Source organism: uncultured Polaribacter sp., from assembly GCF_947497695.1.
In the GTDB taxonomy this organism is placed as follows: Bacteria; Bacteroidota; Bacteroidia; order Flavobacteriales; family Flavobacteriaceae; genus Polaribacter.
In genome coordinates this window covers 98,581-116,674 of sequence record NZ_CANMHM010000007.1, presented here as the reverse complement: position 1 = coordinate 116,674, position 18,094 = coordinate 98,581, and the positions used below count along the sequence as shown (strand labels likewise).

Here is an 18,094-nt window from a genome sequence, read left to right as displayed (position 1 = left end):
GAGTATTAAAGTTTGTTTTTCTCTCCAAAAAAGTTGTTATCTAAATTGATGTCTGCCATTAAGCCACTTTTATCAATCGTTACAGACTTTATTGGCTTAGAAACTTCAAAAGAATAGGTAGTGTTTGCCCAACCCCAATCTTTTAATACAGTTGCTGTAGTTAATTTACTACCACGCATCATTTCTAAGGCAATATTAAAATCTTCTTTGCTTCCATCAACAAAAACAACAGAAACATCAATTGGCATTGGCATTTTACCAATTCTTTCTAAAGTAATTTTTTGTCCGTCAACAGATTTTACTGCATAATCTATAGCATGTGTTGTTTGTGTCCACTCATTTAAATACCAACCTAAATGAATGCCAGAAACCTTTTCCATCGTTCGTTTTATAGCATTAGGTGTTGGGTGCTTAAAACTAAAATCTGTAAAGTATTTCTTCAATCCTTTTGCTACATTTTCTGCACCAATTATGTACTCTAATTGACTTAGAAAAATATTTCCTTTAGAGTAACTTGCTGTTCCATAAGCCCAATTAGTATGATATCGATCAGCATGTGTTGCTAAAGACTCTTCATAGCCATAATTTACAATTTTTCTATAACTGTTATAAGAATCAGCATGTGGATTCTCTTTTTCTTCTTTTAAAATTTCATTGACTGCTCTGTTAGAAATATAACAAGTAAAACCTTCATCCATCCAAGGATGCAAACTTTCGTTTGATGCTAATAAAAACTGAAACCAAGTATGTGCTAGTTCATGTGATGTAACTCCAAAAAGACTTTCAAATTTTCTTTGTCCTGTAATTAAAGTTGCCATTGCATATTCCATTCCTCCATCACCACCTTGAATTACAGAATATTGTTTGTATGGATATTGACCAATATTTTCACTAAAATACGTCATTAATTCGGCCGTTTTTGGCTGTAAATCCTTCCAGTTTTTTAAATATTTTTCTTCAAGATTGTTCTTATATAAAAAATGTAAATCAATTCCGTTTTCTGTCTTTAAAATATCATGAATGTATTCTGGATCTGCTGCCCAGGTAAAATCATGCACATTTGGTGCTTTAAAATGCCAGGATAATTTATCCCCTTTTGGCAAATTCAACTCTTTTGAATGATCTTGATACCCATGCCCAATTTCTTGTGGGTTTTGTAAATATCCTGTTCCTCCAACAGTATACTTTTTATCAATATGAATGGTTACATCAAAATTACCCCAAACTCCATGAAATTCTCTTGCAATGTAAGGAGGAGTATGCCATCCTTGAAAATCATATTCTGCCAATTTAGGATACCATTGTGCCATTGATAATGCTACTCCTTCTTTATTGTTTCTTCCAGAACGACGAATTTGGACAGGAATTTGAGCATCAAAATCCATTTCTAAAGTTACAGATTCTCCAGATTTTATAGGTTGATTTAAAGCTACCTCTAAAATAGTACCAACTGTTTCGTAACAAACTTTTACACCATTTTGTTTTAGAGAATTTACAATAATATACCCTATTTCATCTGGTTTTAATTTGCTAATTCTATCTCCAATTTTTTTACTTGGATCTTTAATATTTAAAGAACGAACATCCATTTGAGAACCTGGTTGGAAGGCATTAAAGTATAAATGATAAAAAACTTTATCTAAATCATCAGGAGAATTATTGGTATAAATTAGAGTTTGTTTTCCTTTATATTGATAATTTTTTACATCAACATCAATATCCATCGTATAATCTACATGTTGTTGCCAATATGCATCTTTAGCTACAGAAACTGTATTTTCTATAACTTTACAGGAAGTTAATATAATAAGCGACAGTCCTAAAAAGTAAAGTTTCCTCATACTGTAATAATCAAGTTTGGTATAAAAATAAAAAACAGCATTTTAAAAATGCTGTTTTTATCAAAAAATATAAAAATATTATTTTCTATTTACAATTTTGTCTGCCATTTTAAGAGCATTGTAAGCATTTACAACTCTACCAGAAACAGATAAATCTGCGAAAGGAACCAATTCTCCCTCAGGGTTTTCTCTAGATTTTGAACCTGGCTTAATAACATCAAAATTTATTTTAACACCAGAGTTCATTAAAATATGTTTTACTTGACTTGCAGATAATTTAGGATAATAAGAACGAACCAAAGCAGCAACACCAGCTGTAGAAGGTGCAGCCATAGAGGTACCACTAAATTTTTTATATTCATTTTCTGGTGTGGTAGAATATATATCTACTCCAGGAGCAAAAACATCGACATTTATTTTACCATAATTAGAAAAAGATGCCAATAATTCTTTATTGTAGTTTAAACTCATTGCTCCAATAGTAATAAAATTATCAGAAATTTCTGTTATTAAATCTGGCGAATCATTTGGATATGTTTTTTCAACATCTATATTGTCACTAGAGTTACCAGCAGCATTTACAATTAAAACATCTTTATCAGCTGCATATTTTATAGCATCATATACCCATTCTTTTTTAGGTGAATAACCTTTACCAAAACTAGTATTAATTACTTTTGCACCATTATCTACAGCATAACGAATTCCTAAGGCAATATCTTTGTCATATTCATCTCCATCAGGCACAGCTCTTACAGCCATAATTTTTACGTTATTTGCAACGCCATTCATGCCTATTTGATTGTTTCTAACAGCTGCAATAATACCAGAAACATGGGTTCCATGAGCTTCATCTTTTATGGAATGCCCACTTTTATTATCTCCGTAAAATTTCATTTCCATGGTATTAGGGTCATCTCCAACAACACTTCTATAATCTTGTTTTAAGGCATCTCCATTCAACAAATTAGCTGCATCTGTAACCAATTTTGTCAATTCTTTTATTGCATCACTTAAAGAAGGCAAACCAAAGCTATACATTTGCTCTGCAATAGCAATACCTTGTTGTAAATCAGCATCTTCTGTTTCAATTGCTAAAGCTTCTTCTTTTGTATAATCTTTTTTATTTAGGTACTTAGAAATAACAGCATCTGCATTGGTTACTCCCTGTAACATTTGTTCAAATCTTAACTTGCTTTGTTTTGCACCCGCAACTTTTTCATCATAAAAAGCCTTTGCTTCTTTTGCTTCTTCTTCATTTGTAATCGATGGATCTATGATGATTCTTTGATATTCTAAATGTTCTTTATATGTACTTCCTAAAAAGTTCCAACCATTGATATCATCAACATATCCGTTTTTATCATCATCAATTCCATTATTAACAATTTCCTTTTCATTAACCCATGCAACTTCTTTTAAATCTTCATGTGTTAAATCTGTACCAGAATCTACTACACCTACAATTATTTCTACTCCTTTTTTGTCTGCTATAAACTGATATGCTTTTTCAATACTCATTCCTGGAATTGAATCTGTTTCTAAATCAGCATGACTCCATTTGTTCATTTCTGCTTCAGACAAAACGCCTTTTTTAGCAGTTACATTAATTACATTTTCTGAACCTTGAGGAACTGGTAGTTTAGAAACTGACTTACAACTTGTTAAAATAAGACTTGTAAAAGCGGTGTATAAAATTGGTTTTAAAATTTTCATTCTTTATGATTTCTTAATTAAATATGTCTAAAAATTGATGTGTATTTTTTAATCGAACTCCTTTTTCTGTATGTTTCACAGTACAAAGTTCATTGTGTGCATCATGTTCTAAAAAAAGATAGTATTCTTTATCTGCAGCTTGGTTTAAAAAGGCTGCTTTTTCTTTGATAGTTAATAATGGTCTTGTATCATAACCCATCACATAAGGCAGAGGAATATGACCAACAGTGGGTAATAAATCTGCCATAAAAACAATTGTTTTTCCTTGATAAGTTAACATGGGTAACATCTGCTTTTCTGTATGACCATCCATAAAAAGCACATCAAAACCAACTTGTTCTTTATAATTACTGTGTATAAAATTTAACTGTCCGCTTTCTTTAATAGGATCAATATTTTCCTTTAAAAATGATGCTTTTTCTCTTGGATTTGGTTCAGTTGCCCATTGCCAATGCTTATCATTAGACCAAAATTTCGCGTTTTTAAAAGCAGGTTGTAAAAAAGTTTTATCTGCATTCCACTCTATAGCACCTCCACAATGATCAAAATGCAAATGTGTTAAAAAAACATCGGTAATATCATCTCTCTGAAAACCATATTTTGCTAAAGAAGTATCTAAAGAGAAATCTCCAAAAAGATAATAATAACTATAAAATTTGTTGGATTGTTTTGCTCCTAAACCAGTATCAACCAAAATTAAACGATTGCCATCTTCAATAAGCATAGATCTCATGCTCATATCAATCATATTATTTTGATCTGCAGGATTTGTTTTTTGCCAAATAGTTTTAGGAACAACGCCAAACATTGCTCCTCCATCTAATTTAAAATTTCCTGTTTCTATGGGATATATCTTCATTCTATAAAATTAAACCATTCATTTAATTATAAAATAATTATTTTACGATTTATAATAATTTCAAAATCATCGAGATTTTGATTACAACAAAGATGAAGAAAAAAAGAAGCTTTTTTGTTAAGAAAATTCTAAAGATTCACTTTAAAATTTATTGTAAAGGTATCATTTCAATAAATAAAGCATTTTCAGAACTTCTTTATTAAATAAAATACAAATATACGATTAGAAGGTTAGTGATCGTATACAATAATTTAAGCCACTTTACTAAATATTAGATTTAATAAAGAGGCTAAATTACACATCATTTAAGCAACATGCCTATTTGAATATTGATTTTGAAGGTCAGATACACCTAAAACTAATACAGAATAATCTGTAATATGACTTTTAAACTTTTTCATAAAGTCATGAATTTCTGATATACTAACAGCTTTTAATTCTGACTTAAATAGATTGGAAGTAATTCTATATTTATATTTAATTACTTTCGATGTTGAAATACTGTGAAACATAGGATTAAAATTTTAGGGGTTCTTTATCTACGTCGTAAAAATAGTTGTTCAACACACTTTTTTGTGGTTTTTTTCGATGAATGGTATAAAAAAAAGGGATGAATGGTCATTTATAATGTTTTGCCATTAAATTTTTACCTCTATTTCCTTAAAAACTTCGTTTCCAAAATTGTCAGTTACAGAAATAATATGCCTACCTAAACTTGGTTTTATTGCAATACTATGTATTTCTTTTGTAGTTTTAATAAAGGTATTGTCTACATACCAAAACAAAATTGCATCTTTATTAGAATGGGCTACTTTTAAAATAAGTTCATTCTTTTTTCCATCAAAATCTTTTGGTAAATAAATAGTACTTTTTTTTGTTGAATAGATAAATTTCATCGCATTTTGAACTTTACCTAAACAATCAACTCTAAATTTTGGCAATGGTTTATAAAACGGATTTTGATCTTTGTAATAATATTCCATTAAAGGAGGCAATACAAACCAAGGTTTTTGTTTGATGTTATCAAAAGACTCACAAGAAGTATTGACTTGGTATTTTTCTGATGTATCTAGATTTACCAAAACATGATAAGGACAAGGTGCTGTTTTTAAACCTGCATTTTGTACAAACTCTAACTTCTTTTCTTCACAAATAGTAGTTGCTCTATACCCACTTTTGCTACAAATTTCTATCTCAGTCATTTCATCAAACGGTTTTTCAAACCAATCTGAGTTTGGTAATTTATCAAAAACATCAAATAAAATTGGAGCAGCAGTTTGCACACCCACCAAACCAGGTCTTCCTTCTCCATCTGCATTTCCAACCCAAACACCCACTACATAATCTTTGGTTGTGCCAATTGCCCAAGCATCTCTAAATCCAAAACTTGTGCCTGTTTTCCATGCAATTTGTTTAGCAGCATCAAAAAACTCCCAATTTTGATTTGCATTGGGTCTGTTAACCTCTTTTAAACTCTCAAAAGTCAAGTAAATAGAGGCAGCATCAAAAATGACTTTTTCAGCTGTTTTTTTCCCGAAGTCGATTTTTTTATCCGCATAAAAAGTAGGCTCACAAAATTCATTTGTAAAATATCTACTAGAATTTTGGGTATAATGATTTACTGTGGATGCTAAAGATGCATAACTCTTACACAAATCCCATAAGTTACTTTCTGCACCACCCAAAGCAATGGTTAAGCCATAATAATGGGCACTTTTATTAATATCTTTCAGTTGTAATTTTTGTAAATAATTGTAAAATTTTTCTATACCAAAATTCTGTAACATTCTTACAGTAGGTACATTTAAAGATTTTGATAAAGCTATTTTTGCTGATACAGCTCCTGCATATTTTTTATCAAAATTTTCTGGCTGATAACTCCCAAAGTTAGTTGGCACATCTGCAACCAAAGTATTTGGTAACAAATCTCCACTATCTAACATAGCAGCATATAAAAATGGTTTTAAAATACTACCTGTACTTCTTGGCTTATCTATTACATCTACATCTTTCTGATTTTTTCTAGTAGTTTTAGAGTTGCCAACATAAGTTAAAACCTTCCTATTTTTTACATCTAAAACCAAAACAGAAATATTATATATTTCATTGTATTTCAATACATTATAGTGATTATCTACAACTTTATTTACCTGTTTTTGCAATTTTTTATTTATACTAGTTTTTATAAATTCACCAGCATTTAAATTATTAATTTTCTGTAATAAATGGGGTGCAATTTGAGGTAAAGAATAAGGTTTTTGAGGCAACTCCTCTAAAACAGCTAAATTAAAAGTTAAAGAATCTATTACTTTATTTGAAAGTAACTTTTTTAATAACCGATTCCTTTTTACCAATAATTTTTGCTGATTTTTGCCGGGATAAATTAAGTTTGGTGCATTGGGTAAAACTGCTAAAGTTGCTGATTCTGCCCAAGATAAATCCTCTGATTTTCTGTTAAAATACCTCCAAGACGCAGCTTCTAAACCCACAACATTTCCTCCAAAAGGAGCATTAGAACTCCAATATGTTAAAATTTTTTCTTTAGGTGCTCTTAGTTCTAATCGTGTTGCTAAAACCAATTCTATAAATTTTTCTAAATAGGTTCTTTTCTGGCTATTTCTACTCAACCTAATTACTTGTTGTGTTATGGTGCTTCCTCCTCTTTTTACATTTCCTGCTTGTAAATTTTGTTTCAATGCCTTAAAAATAGAAACAGGATTAAAACCAAAATGTTTATAAAAATATGCATCTTCAAACTGAATTAAACAGCTTTTAAACTTTTCTGGAACAGTATTGCTATAAGGAAAACGCCATTGACCATCAGTTGCAATTAAAGCACCTAATAATTCATTATTTTTACTAGTAATTACAGTTGATGTTGGTTTTGTAAATAACTTATTTGGTAGACAAAACGCATAGAAAACAAGCAACACAAAAACAAAAATTGCTTTCTTTTTATTTCGTTTCAAATATCCAAGGGACTTTAGTCCGTTGTTATTTTTTAGGATACTTTTTATTCTACTTCTTGTTTTCAATCTTAATTTTTAAACTAACTATTAGAGTTCAGTCCGATGCTTAAACCACTTCTAGTTTTAAAGACAAAGAATTGATTTTTTTTATTATTTTAATTTTAAAATCAAGAGACTAAAGTCCCTTGGATAAGAAAATAATTATTTTACAACCTCAATCCAACGTCCTTTTGTTCTTACCAAATAATCATTATCATACATTGCTTCTGCTTGTATTCCTGGTAAATAGTAAGTACCCAAATACGCTGCATTTAATAGAACTGTAAAGGTTTTTGTTTCTACATTTTTATTACTTTTATTCAAATCAAAATAAAAGTTTACACGATCATCTCTAATATCTGTATAACGAGCTTTACTTTTTATCGTCGTTCCAAAATCTGTAAAACGAGTGTTTACAATTTCCCAACCAGAAGGAAAAATCTGTGTCAAGGCAATGTCTTTTACAGATTCATTTTTTGGTGTACTCACCACTATTTTAGCTACAAAATCCTGACCTTGCTGTAAGCTATTAATATCTATTGATTTTCCTTTTAAATTTTTGTAATCAACAGAAACACTTAAACCTCTATTTTCTGTAATTTCTTCACCTAAAGGCAACTTCCCTGAATTGATGATTCTTGCAAAAACAATATTATTTTCATTATTTTTTAGATTGATAAAACTCTCTCCACTTTTAACATCTATCGTTCTTAGAACCATAGAACTATAAGTTTTTATAGTTTCTGTTTTACCATTATTTACATATTGAACATTAATCGCTTTTCCTCCATTTTTAATAACCATTTTAGCTATTGATAATAAACTGTAAGCTGTAGATTGTGTACTCATCCAATTATCATCCGATAAATCTTTGGCAATACTTTTTGCAACTTCCTTTACATCTTTACCATCAATTAAAAGCATTGTTTCTAAAGCCATAGCTCTATTTCTGGCAACAGAACCATAATTGTAATAATTTTGTCCTGCAAAGTTTAAGTTTGCTTTTTGCTTAATTTCTACACTTGCTTCTTTTTGACCAACCAATGCATAAGTTGCTGCTAATCGCCATTTTGCTTCGTTAGAAATTTCTTTAAATTCTCTTAATCTATTCATAGCAGATAAATCTGGACTACCAGCTAAAGCTAACGTATATAATCTGTAAGCTTGAGATAAATCTCTAGAATATCTATTGTAACTAGGTTGCCAATTTCTAGCTGCATTTTTTTGATATGCTATAAAATTACTTTTAAAAGTAATTGGCAACACAAATCCTTTTTTTTCTGCTTCTAACATAAAATGACCTGCATAACTTGTTCCCCAATCGCTTGTATAATTTTCTCCCATCCAATAGCTTAAACCTCCATCTGCTTTTTGAAAATTACCCAAACGTGTAATTCCTTTTTCTATGTTTTTTTGAACTTCTTGTTTCTTTTCTGATGATAATTCAAACAAATCATTTAAAAATAACTGCGGAAAAACACTTGATGTAGTTTGCTCTAAACAGCCATGAGGATATTGAATTAAATATGCCAATCTTCCAGAAAAATTAATTGGTGGCATGGTAGAAAGTTCTAAAACAGCAGTATTAGAACCTGCTACACCAAACGTATTAAAATTGATGATTTCTGTTTGTTTGGCTTCAACATTTTTATCAATAATCTTAGATGTAGTTGGGTTAGGATTTACAACATCTAACTCCACTTTATAAGTCGCTTTTTCTCCTGCTCCTGTTGCAATAATTTCTACAGTATTTATGCCATTTGCTTTTAAAACATCCAACTCAAAATACAGCATTTTTTCATCTGGTTTATCAAAATTAAGAGTTTGATTTTTGTTACCAATAACAGCAATTCCGTTAGATGTTTTTACCTCTACATTTATATTTTTAACCTTTTTATCCATTGCAAAAATGGTAATTGGTAAAGTTACTTTTTCTTTTGGCGATAACTTTCTAGGCAATGTTGCCAAAACCATTAAAGGCTTTTTAACAGGTACTGCTTTTTCTGCATTACCAAAAGCTTCTGTTGTAATATCTCCTGCAATAACCATAGTTCTAACAGAACCAATATAATTTGGTAGCGTAATTTTATGAGTAGCTGTTTTACCTTTTTTTAAATAATAAGGCCCTAAAAATTTTACAACAGGTTTAAATCTATTGGCTTTTTTGTTTTTTCCTTTTGATAAATTTCCATCTCCACCAATTGCAAAAACCTGATCTACACTGCCTGAATATGCACCAATTACATCATCAAAAATGTCCCATGTTTTTACGCCTAATGCTTCTCTTGCATAAAAAGTAGTATATGCATTTGGAGTTTTAAAACGGGTTAAATCTAACAAACCTTCTTCTACAACTGCCAAAGTATAGGTCATTTCTTTATTGTTCTTTTCAGAAACTTTTACTGTAAATTCTTTTTCAGGCTGCAATTCATCTAACATCAAAATTTTTGGTTCTAATAGGGTGTTTTTGTCTTCTACCAAAATAGGAATAACTCCATACAAACGAATTGGTAAATCGTTTTCTGATACTTGATGTGGTTGCAATAAAGAAATATTTACAAACACATTAGGCGTCATGTTTTTATTGATAGGAATATCTACAGAAGTAGTTCCTTTATTGGTTTCTACCCATTTAGTTTCTAATACTTTTGTACCATTTTCTATGCTAATTAAAGCTCTACCTTTAGATCCTGAAGGAAATGTAATTTTAGCAGTTTCCCCAACATTGTACTTTTCTTTATCAGCAGAAAAAACCAACATTTTTGCAGCTTCTTTGTCTCCAGAACTCGAATTTTGCCACCAATTTTTATAAAAATAAGTAGTTCTACCTGTTGCATGGCCACTTTTTTTATCGACCACTCTAATTAAAAAACGTCCTCTATCTTTTTCTGGAATCTTTAATTTAAAACTACCAATTCCTTTAGTATCTGTAGTAACTCTAATATTTTTATAACGTGCATTGTAAATGCTAGAAGTATATCTAGATAAGTTGTCTGATGAAGAACTCCACCACCAACGCCATTTAATTTGATATACCTCTACATCTAACTTTCTATTGGCAACTGGGTTTCCTTTTTCATCAACAGAGACTATAGAAAAATTTTGATTTTCATCTGTAAAAAAGGATCCATATCTATTTCCTTTTGGCGATTTTAGACCGACAAAAGAATTAAAAGGTGCATATTTTTTGGTAAATGCATCAATAGAAAAATCGCCTCCGTTTTCAAATGCTCTTACCAAAAACTGAACATTTAACATGCCTGGAGCATTTTTACCAACGGTTAGTTTATTGTTGACTTTTGCCAATCCGTTTTCATCTAATTTTCCATCAAAAACAGTGATTTCTTCTGATGCATAATCTCTAGAAGGATCTGCAAAAATATAATCTTTATAATTTTTAAAACCAGAATTTGCAACCGAAACTTTTGCTTTAATTTCTGCTTTTAAGTTTTTTGCAGGGGTTCCATGCAACCATTTTACATCTAAAGTTCCGTTAATTGGAATGTTATTTGTAAGAATTTCATCATCAAAATCTACTTTAATTTTTAAACGATTTGGTTTTACAGTTTCAACCTTTAACGTTTTATAAAACTTTGCTCCACCCACAGAAATTTTAGCAGAATAATTACCCGTTTTTGCTTCTGGTGAAGTTGTTACTGTGAACGTGTAAAAATTATTCAAATTATCTGATGTTACTTGTTTATACACCAACTTGCCACTTGAATCTGTAACTTCTAATTTTACAGGATGATTTTTTGGTAATTGATTATCTGCATCATTTAATATAAAAGTAATATGCATTGCATCTCCAGGTCGCCAAACTCCACGTTCTCCATAGATAAAGCCTTTTAAACCTTTTTGAGTTTTAGTGCCAGAAACATCAAACTTACTTAAAGACAAAGAATTACCATCTAACAACTTTACATACCCTTTATTTACACCTTTAGAAACAGTTGCAAATGCTGCGTTTTTTGGAGATTCAATATTAGCAAACCCCTCTGAATCTGTTTTGGTTGTTAGTATTTCTTGTTGCTGAAAATTAAATAACTTTATGGTTGCACCAGCTTCTGGCTGAGTGTCTAAAAGATTGGTAACTGCAAAGAAATAGTCATTATTAGCTCCCTTTTTAACAATAATACCCAAATTAGAAGCAACTAAATTTTGAGCAATTATTTTATCTTCAGCATAATATGCATCATTACATGGGTTTTTTCTTTCTTGCCAATTGTAGCTGTAATTTTTGTAATTATATAACTTATTGTCCCAATACAATTCCTCTCTTTCATCCTCATCTTCAACCTCACTTAAAGATTCGTTTTCTTCTTGGTAATAATCATCTTCATAAGCAGTATTATTTTCTGTTGATGAAGTAACCTGATTACAATTATAAAGTGTTTGGTTTTTATTAAAACTTAATTCAATTCTATAAATCGATTCTGGATCTACAGACACCATTTTAGAAATATCTATACTGTAAGCCTTCCATTTTTGACTATGATTTTCATCGGCTTTAATTAACGTAATCGTTTCTTTGGCTACTCTTCTACCAACTCTTTTTATAGCACTTTCGTTATTACTATTTAAGTCATTATCTTGTAGAAATTGCAAGACATTATCTTCAAAAATCTTAATAATTCTAACATCAACTTCTTTAACATTAATAGCTTCAAAATTGAATTTTAACTCTTTAGAATTTGGTAAAATTGTTCCATTACTTATGGCTCTAATTTGTGGTTTTTTCTGTTCGAAAATAATAGTTTCCTTAAAAGCTTTTTTTAAACGAATTCCATCAGAACTTTTTACTCCTTGATAAACAGAAACTAACACATCTCCTTGAAACCTCGAACCAGAAAAGACTTTTAATTCGTTTCCATTAACAACAAAACGAGGTGTTTTTACATTTTTTAAAGCAACCAAACCATCAAAATTTTGCTGCTTTTTTAGAGCATCAGAAAAATTAATAGAGATGTATTGCTCGTTTTTATTGACAACTTTTATAGCAAGTACTTTAAAGTTATTTTTACCAGAAATGATAATTTCATTTTCTCCTTTTCGCTTAGAATTAATGGCTGTACCATTCCAACTAAATTTTAATTTACTGTCTTCATTAAAACGTTGAACACTATCTATTTTAAATTCAAAAAAAGTTCCTTTATTAATAAACTCTTGCCAAACAATATTCTTTTTGATTCCTTTTTGAGAGGCTTGTATGATCTTTTTGGCATTTTCTAATGATATTACATCAGCAGATTCTAAAACTCCTTCTAAATATTGATATTCTTTAGAATAGGATTGTATGGTTTTTATATCAATCTTAAAATTAGGTGCAATTGTTTTAAACTGAAAGGTGTAGTTTTTAAAATCTTTAGAGATGTCTTTGTAGACTTCATCTAATTTTACGGTAACAGTATATTCTGTGTTTGAATCTAAATTTTCATCAGGAATAAAAATAAAAGCATGTTTATTTATTGCTTTAATTTTTCCATTTACATAAGGTTTTATGGATAAAATATTAGAAGAAATTTCTTGGTTTACATCCCAAGAAACGACTTCTTTTGCAAGGTTTACAGTTATTTTTTCTGCAACAGAAACAACACCAGAGGTTGTATAACTTATATATTCTTTAAATTTATAGATATTATCTGTTTCTACTGCTCCTTTTTTACAAGAAAAAAGCATTAAAAAAATAACAAGTATTGATAGTAATTGTTTCGTTTTCATAGTTGTGGTATTTGGTTAGCACAACTCAAAAATAACAATTTAAGTCTCAATAATTTAGTTAAATAAAAAATGGTTTTACAAAAAATAATTCTATAAAATAAAAAACCTCAATTTCAATAAAGAAACTGAGGTTTTTTTGAGGTGTCTAGCGGATTCGAACCGCTGTACATGGTTTTGCAAACCATTGCCTAGCCACTCGGCCAAGACACCTTTTAATTTTTTTAAAACCAATTCAAAATAAATTTTATTATGATTTTAAGGATTGCAAATTTAAGTAAATTTATAAGGATTGCAAGCCTTTTTTTAAATTATCGCTTTTTTGTAAGAATTATGACAACTTCTTCTACATTTCCACCAATTGGTGGATTTATTTTTGCTACAGCTACTTTTGCTTTTTTAATCATTCTAATTTCTTTGAAAGCTCGATCTAAAATACGTTGTGCAACTTCTTCTAAAAGCTCAGAACGTATTGCCATTTCTTCTTTTACAATATGATTTAAATGCACATAATCTACAGTATCTACTAATTTATCTGTTTTTGCTGATTTTTTTAAATCGGCTTTTACTTTAATATCTACTCTGTATTCGCTTCCAATTTTTGCTTCTTCCTCTAAACAACCATGATAAGCATATAATTTGATGTTACTAACTTTTATAATGCCCATTATTCTTCGTTATTAGATAAAAAATCTACTTTTTCCCACATTTTATCTGTGTTTAATCTAAAAGAGCCTTTGTACTCTAAATCCCACTGAGTTGGTTCTATGATTGACAAAAAAAGTTCTTCTTTTTTATTTTTATACAAATGATACGTTTCTCCAAATATAGGTTCAAAGCCAAATTTTGCACTATAGAGCATATCATTGTATTGAAATTTCTCCATCAACAATTCATACTCTTTTTTAACCTCATCAAACTTACCTTTTAATATTTTATTTGTTCGTCTTACTCCATCTGCTGTCCAAGTTGCTGTATTTGTTGGCTTAATTACTGGCGAACTTGCTGATGTTCCATAAGGTTTTAAAGCAGCATCGTACTTTTTAGTTTCTTCATTAAAAACAACTAAATCTGGTTTTTTTTCTGCGTCTTTTGTCATATTGCAAAATTACGACAAAAAATAAATACGAAATTCGCTTTTCTGAAAACTTTAACTTGCAAATATGCTTGCGTTAAGGAGTACTCATACTTTAATATTTCTTTTGAAATCTTGAATGCTATGCATTTGAAACGGCATCCTTTTTTATTTCTTTTTTAGAAATAAAAAGATATAGTGAAAATCCTGACCTGAAAGGGAACCCCCAAAATGAAATTATACAAGTTATTTTATGTAATTTTGCATTCGTTTTTAGTAATGTAAAAGTGATTACCAACAACTAAAAACCAACAACTAAAAACTAATTTGATGTCTGAAGAGAAGAATTCGCTCAATTTTTTAGAGCATATTATAGAAGAGGATTTGGCAAACGGAATGCCAAAAGAAAATTTACGTTTTCGATTTCCACCAGAGCCAAATGGATATTTACATATTGGACATACCAAAGCAATTGGTATTAGTTTTGGTTTGGGTTTAAAATACAATGCACCTGTAAACTTGCGTTTTGATGATACAAACCCTGCAAAAGAAGAGCAAGAATATGTTGATGCTATTAAAAAAGACATTGCTTGGTTAGGATATTCTTGGGCAAATGAATGTTATTCATCTGATTATTTTCAGCAATTGTTCGATTGGGCAGTTTTGTTGATAAAGGATGGAAAAGCTTATGTAGATTCTCAATCTTCAGAAGAAATGCGTGCTCAAAAAGGAACACCAACTCAAGTAGGAACCAATAGTCCTTTTAGAAATAGATCAGTGGAAGAAAACTTGGAATTATTTCAAGGAATGAAAGAAGGAAAATTTAAAGAAGGTGAGCATACTTTGCGTGCAAAGATTGATATGGAAAGTCCAAATATGTTAATGCGTGATCCTTTAATGTATCGAATTATGTACAAAGAGCATCACAGAACTGGTAGTGATTGGTGTATTTACCCAATGTATGATTGGACACATGGAGAGAGTGATTATATTGAACAAATATCACATTCTTTGTGTTCTTTAGAGTTTAAACCTCATAGAGAATTGTACAATTGGTTTAGAGATAATGTGTATGATTTTAGCAAAGCTAAATACCCAAATCCGCCAAAGCAACGTGAGTTTTCTCGTTTGAATTTGAGTTATACCATTATGAGTAAACGTAAGTTACTAACTTTGGTTGAAAACGGAATTGTTTCTGGCTGGGACGACCCAAGAATGCCAACAATTTCTGGTTTAAGAAGACGTGGTTATACTCCAAACTCCATAAAAAGTTTTATTGAAACTGTTGGAGTTTCTAAACGTGAAAACGTAATTGATGTAGCACTTTTAGAATTTAAAATTCGTGAAGATTTAAACAAAACTGCCAAAAGAGTGATGGGCGTTTTAGACCCTGTTAAAGTAGTAATTACCAATTACCCTGAAGGACAGGAAGAAATGTTAGAGGCAAATTATAATGATTATGAAGAAGGCTTTGGAAGTAGAGAAGTGCCTTTTTCGAGAGAAATTTATATAGAACGTGAAGATTTTAGAGAGGAAGCAAATAAGAAGTTTTTCCGTTTAAAATTAGGAAAAGAGGTACGTTTAAAAAATGCGTATTTTATTACTGCCAATAGTTGTACTAAAGATGCCGATGGAAATGTAATTGAAATACAATGTACTTATGATCCATTAACAAAATCTGGAATGGACACTGAAGAAAGTAAACGTAAGGTAAAAGGTACTTTGCACTGGGTTTCTGTAAAACATGCCGTAAAAGCAGAAGTGAGAGCTTATGACAGATTGTTTTTAGATGAAGCACCAGATAGCCATAAAGACAAAGATTTTATGGAGTTTATCAACCCAAATTCTTTAGAAATTATAGAAGCATATTTAGAACCAAGTTTACAATCTGCAACAATTGGCGAACGTTTTCAGTTTCAAAGAATGGGGTATTTTAATGTGGATGATGATTCCACTAAAGAAAATTTAGTTTTTAATAAAATTGTTGGATTGAGAGATAGTTGGGGAGGAAAATAAGTTTCCAGTTGCAGTTTTCAGTGCTCACTTTTGTGTTTTTAATACAATGTAATTTTTAAAATTTATGATTATGAAAAAAATAATTGTTTTAAGTTTATTAATTTTAGCTTCTTGTGGAAACAAAAAAGAAATTAAACAAATTGCAGATGTTTCTTGTGGACAATGTAAATTCGATTTAGACTCTGAAAACGGATGCAGTTTAGCTGCTAAAATTGATGATAAAGCCTATTTTGTTGATGGTTTTGAAATCAATGATTTTGGTGATGCTCATGATGAATATATTGGCTTTTGTAACGTTATTAGAAAAGCAGAAGTTACTGGTGTTTTAGTAGAAGGAAGGTTTGTTGCAAGTTCAATTGAGTTGGTTAAAGAATAGGATATTATGAGTCGTTCGAAAAAGAAAACTAAAATCCACGGAATAACTACCGCCAAATCTGAAAAGGAAGACAAACAGGCTTCGAATAGAAAGTTTCGCAGAATTGTAAAACAAAAAGTAACTTCTGAAGAAAATGAAATACCTCAACTTCGTGAAGTTTCTAATGTTTGGTCTTTTGATAAAGATGGAAAGATTTATAATTCTGAAATGACTGAGAAAGAATTGCGTAAATAAAGAGCTAGTTAAAAATTGATTCAAGATTTTTTTGAATAAGGAATCAAATCTACATAAACATAGATTCCTGCCTTCGCAGGAATGACAAAAGATAAAAAAACCCGAAGTAAAATTTACTTCGGGTTTTTTATTTACTGCCAACTGAATACTAAAATACTACCTACTTTTTAAGGAGCAGGATTAGGAATTAAATTGTGTACTGCATTGATATCTGCAATAATTTCATCGGATAAATCAATGTTTATACTACCAATATTTTCTTTTAACTGACTCATTTTTGTGGCTCCAATAATATTACTGGTTACAAATGGTAATTGATTGATAAATGCCAAAGACAATTCAGACAAAGTTATATTATTTTTTGATGCAATTTCTTGGTATTTTTTTACTGCGTTTGATGGACCTTCTCCCATATAACGTGCAATAAATCTTGGAAATAAATTACCTCTTGAACCTTCTGGACTTCCACCATCTAAATATTTACCAGATAAAACTCCTTGAGCCAAAGGAGAATAAGCTAACAAACCGATATCTTCTCTTAAACATACTTCTGAAGAAGCTGTTTCAAACTTTCTTAAAATAAGTGAATATGCATTTTGAATAGTGACAGGTTTTGGTAAGTTTAAATTACGAGAAGTTTCTGAGTATTTCATCATTCCCCAAGGTGTTTCATTAGACAAACCATAATGTTTAATTTTACCGGCTTTTATTAAATCATTTAAAGTTTCTATAATTCCTGTAAAATCTTCGGCTTCAATTTTAGCGTTATCTGTATTAAAATCTCTTGTGCCAAAAACATTTGTACCTCTATTTGGCCAATGTAATTGATATAAATCTAAATAATCTGTTTGTAAACGTTGTAAACTTTTATCAATAGCGTCTAAAATATTTTCTTTGGTTAGCCCTCCTTTTCTAATATGAGCTGTGTAGTCTCCTCCCCCAGCAATTTTAGATGCTAATACTATTTTATCTCTATTCCCTGTTTTTTTGAACCAATTTCCAATAATACGTTCTGTATCTCCATAAGTTTCTGGAGTTGCAGGAACAGGATACAATTCTGCAGCATCAATAAAATTAACTCCTTGATCTAAGGAATAATCCATTTGTTCAAAAGCTTCTTCTTGTGTGTTTTGGTTTCCCCAAGTCATCGTTCCTAAACAAATTTTACTGACTTTTATATTTGTGTTTGGTAAGTTTGTGTATTTCATTTTTATAATGTGTAATTGTGTATTTGTTTAATCGTGTAACTGT

General features: G+C 30.2%; 12 protein-coding genes and 1 tRNA gene. 3 read left to right on the top strand and 10 right to left on the bottom strand.

The features are described from left to right. Nucleotides 1-5: 5 nt before the first annotated feature. From Q0731_RS09135 to Q0731_RS09095, 9 genes are all read right to left on the bottom strand, one after another. On the bottom strand, nucleotides 6-1,841 hold the full coding sequence (locus Q0731_RS09135; protein ID WP_299062996.1) for a M1 family metallopeptidase: 1,836 nt from the start codon (nucleotides 1,839-1,841) through the stop codon (nucleotides 6-8). 78 nt (nucleotides 1,842-1,919) lie between these two features. Continuing rightward, complete coding sequence (locus tag Q0731_RS09130) at nucleotides 1,920-3,557, bottom strand: S8 family peptidase (protein WP_299062993.1); 1,638 nt, start codon at nucleotides 3,555-3,557, stop codon at nucleotides 1,920-1,922. A gap of 13 nt (nucleotides 3,558-3,570) precedes the next feature. Then, nucleotides 3,571-4,416, bottom strand: a complete 846-nt coding sequence (locus Q0731_RS09125; protein WP_299062991.1) for an MBL fold metallo-hydrolase — start codon at nucleotides 4,414-4,416, stop codon at nucleotides 3,571-3,573. Nucleotides 4,417-4,721: 305 nt separating this feature from the next. Further along, entirely contained in the window at nucleotides 4,722-4,928 is a 207-nt protein-coding gene (locus Q0731_RS09120; protein WP_299062989.1) for a hypothetical protein, read from the bottom strand. A 126-nt stretch (nucleotides 4,929-5,054) separates the two neighbouring features. After that, the gene (gene pbpC, locus Q0731_RS09115) at nucleotides 5,055-7,385 is read right to left on the bottom strand and encodes a penicillin-binding protein 1C (protein ID WP_299062987.1); all 2,331 of its coding nucleotides are present in this window, start codon (nucleotides 7,383-7,385) and stop codon (nucleotides 5,055-5,057) included. Nucleotides 7,386-7,586: 201 nt separating this feature from the next. Next, nucleotides 7,587-13,145: an Ig-like domain-containing alpha-2-macroglobulin family protein gene (locus Q0731_RS09110; RefSeq protein ID WP_299062984.1), complete on the bottom strand. Its 5,559-nt coding sequence runs from the start codon at nucleotides 13,143-13,145 to the stop codon at nucleotides 7,587-7,589. Between the two features lie 139 nt (nucleotides 13,146-13,284). Next, nucleotides 13,285-13,355, bottom strand: a tRNA-Cys gene (locus Q0731_RS09105). A gap of 98 nt (nucleotides 13,356-13,453) precedes the next feature. After that, a complete protein-coding gene (folB, locus tag Q0731_RS09100) occupies nucleotides 13,454-13,810 on the bottom strand; it encodes a dihydroneopterin aldolase (RefSeq protein ID WP_299062981.1) in 357 nt (118 codons plus the stop codon). Next, nucleotides 13,810-14,241, bottom strand: a complete 432-nt coding sequence (locus Q0731_RS09095; protein ID WP_299062979.1) for a DUF2452 domain-containing protein — start codon at nucleotides 14,239-14,241, stop codon at nucleotides 13,810-13,812. The genes folB and Q0731_RS09095 overlap by 1 nt, the downstream gene beginning before the upstream one ends. Nucleotides 14,242-14,547: 306 nt before the next feature. Here Q0731_RS09095 and Q0731_RS09090 point away from each other — a divergent pair, with 306 nt between their 5' ends. From Q0731_RS09090 to Q0731_RS09080, 3 genes are all read left to right on the top strand, one after another. Beyond that, entirely contained in the window at nucleotides 14,548-16,233 is a 1,686-nt protein-coding gene (locus Q0731_RS09090) for a glutamine--tRNA ligase/YqeY domain fusion protein (protein WP_299062976.1), read from the top strand. A 70-nt stretch (nucleotides 16,234-16,303) separates the two neighbouring features. Continuing rightward, nucleotides 16,304-16,609 carry a DUF6370 family protein gene (locus tag Q0731_RS09085; protein ID WP_299062973.1) on the top strand — a complete coding sequence of 102 codons (306 nt, stop codon included), beginning with the start codon at nucleotides 16,304-16,306 and terminating at the stop codon, nucleotides 16,607-16,609. A 6-nt stretch (nucleotides 16,610-16,615) separates the two neighbouring features. Beyond that, nucleotides 16,616-16,843: a hypothetical protein gene (locus tag Q0731_RS09080; protein WP_299062970.1), complete on the top strand. Its 228-nt coding sequence runs from the start codon at nucleotides 16,616-16,618 to the stop codon at nucleotides 16,841-16,843. 167 nt (nucleotides 16,844-17,010) lie between these two features. Here the strand turns inward: Q0731_RS09080 and Q0731_RS09075 are convergent, their stop codons facing one another. Further along, nucleotides 17,011-18,051, bottom strand: coding sequence for an aldo/keto reductase (locus tag Q0731_RS09075; protein ID WP_299062967.1), 1,041 nt, complete (start codon nucleotides 18,049-18,051; stop codon nucleotides 17,011-17,013). Nucleotides 18,052-18,094: the final 43 nt, after the last annotated feature.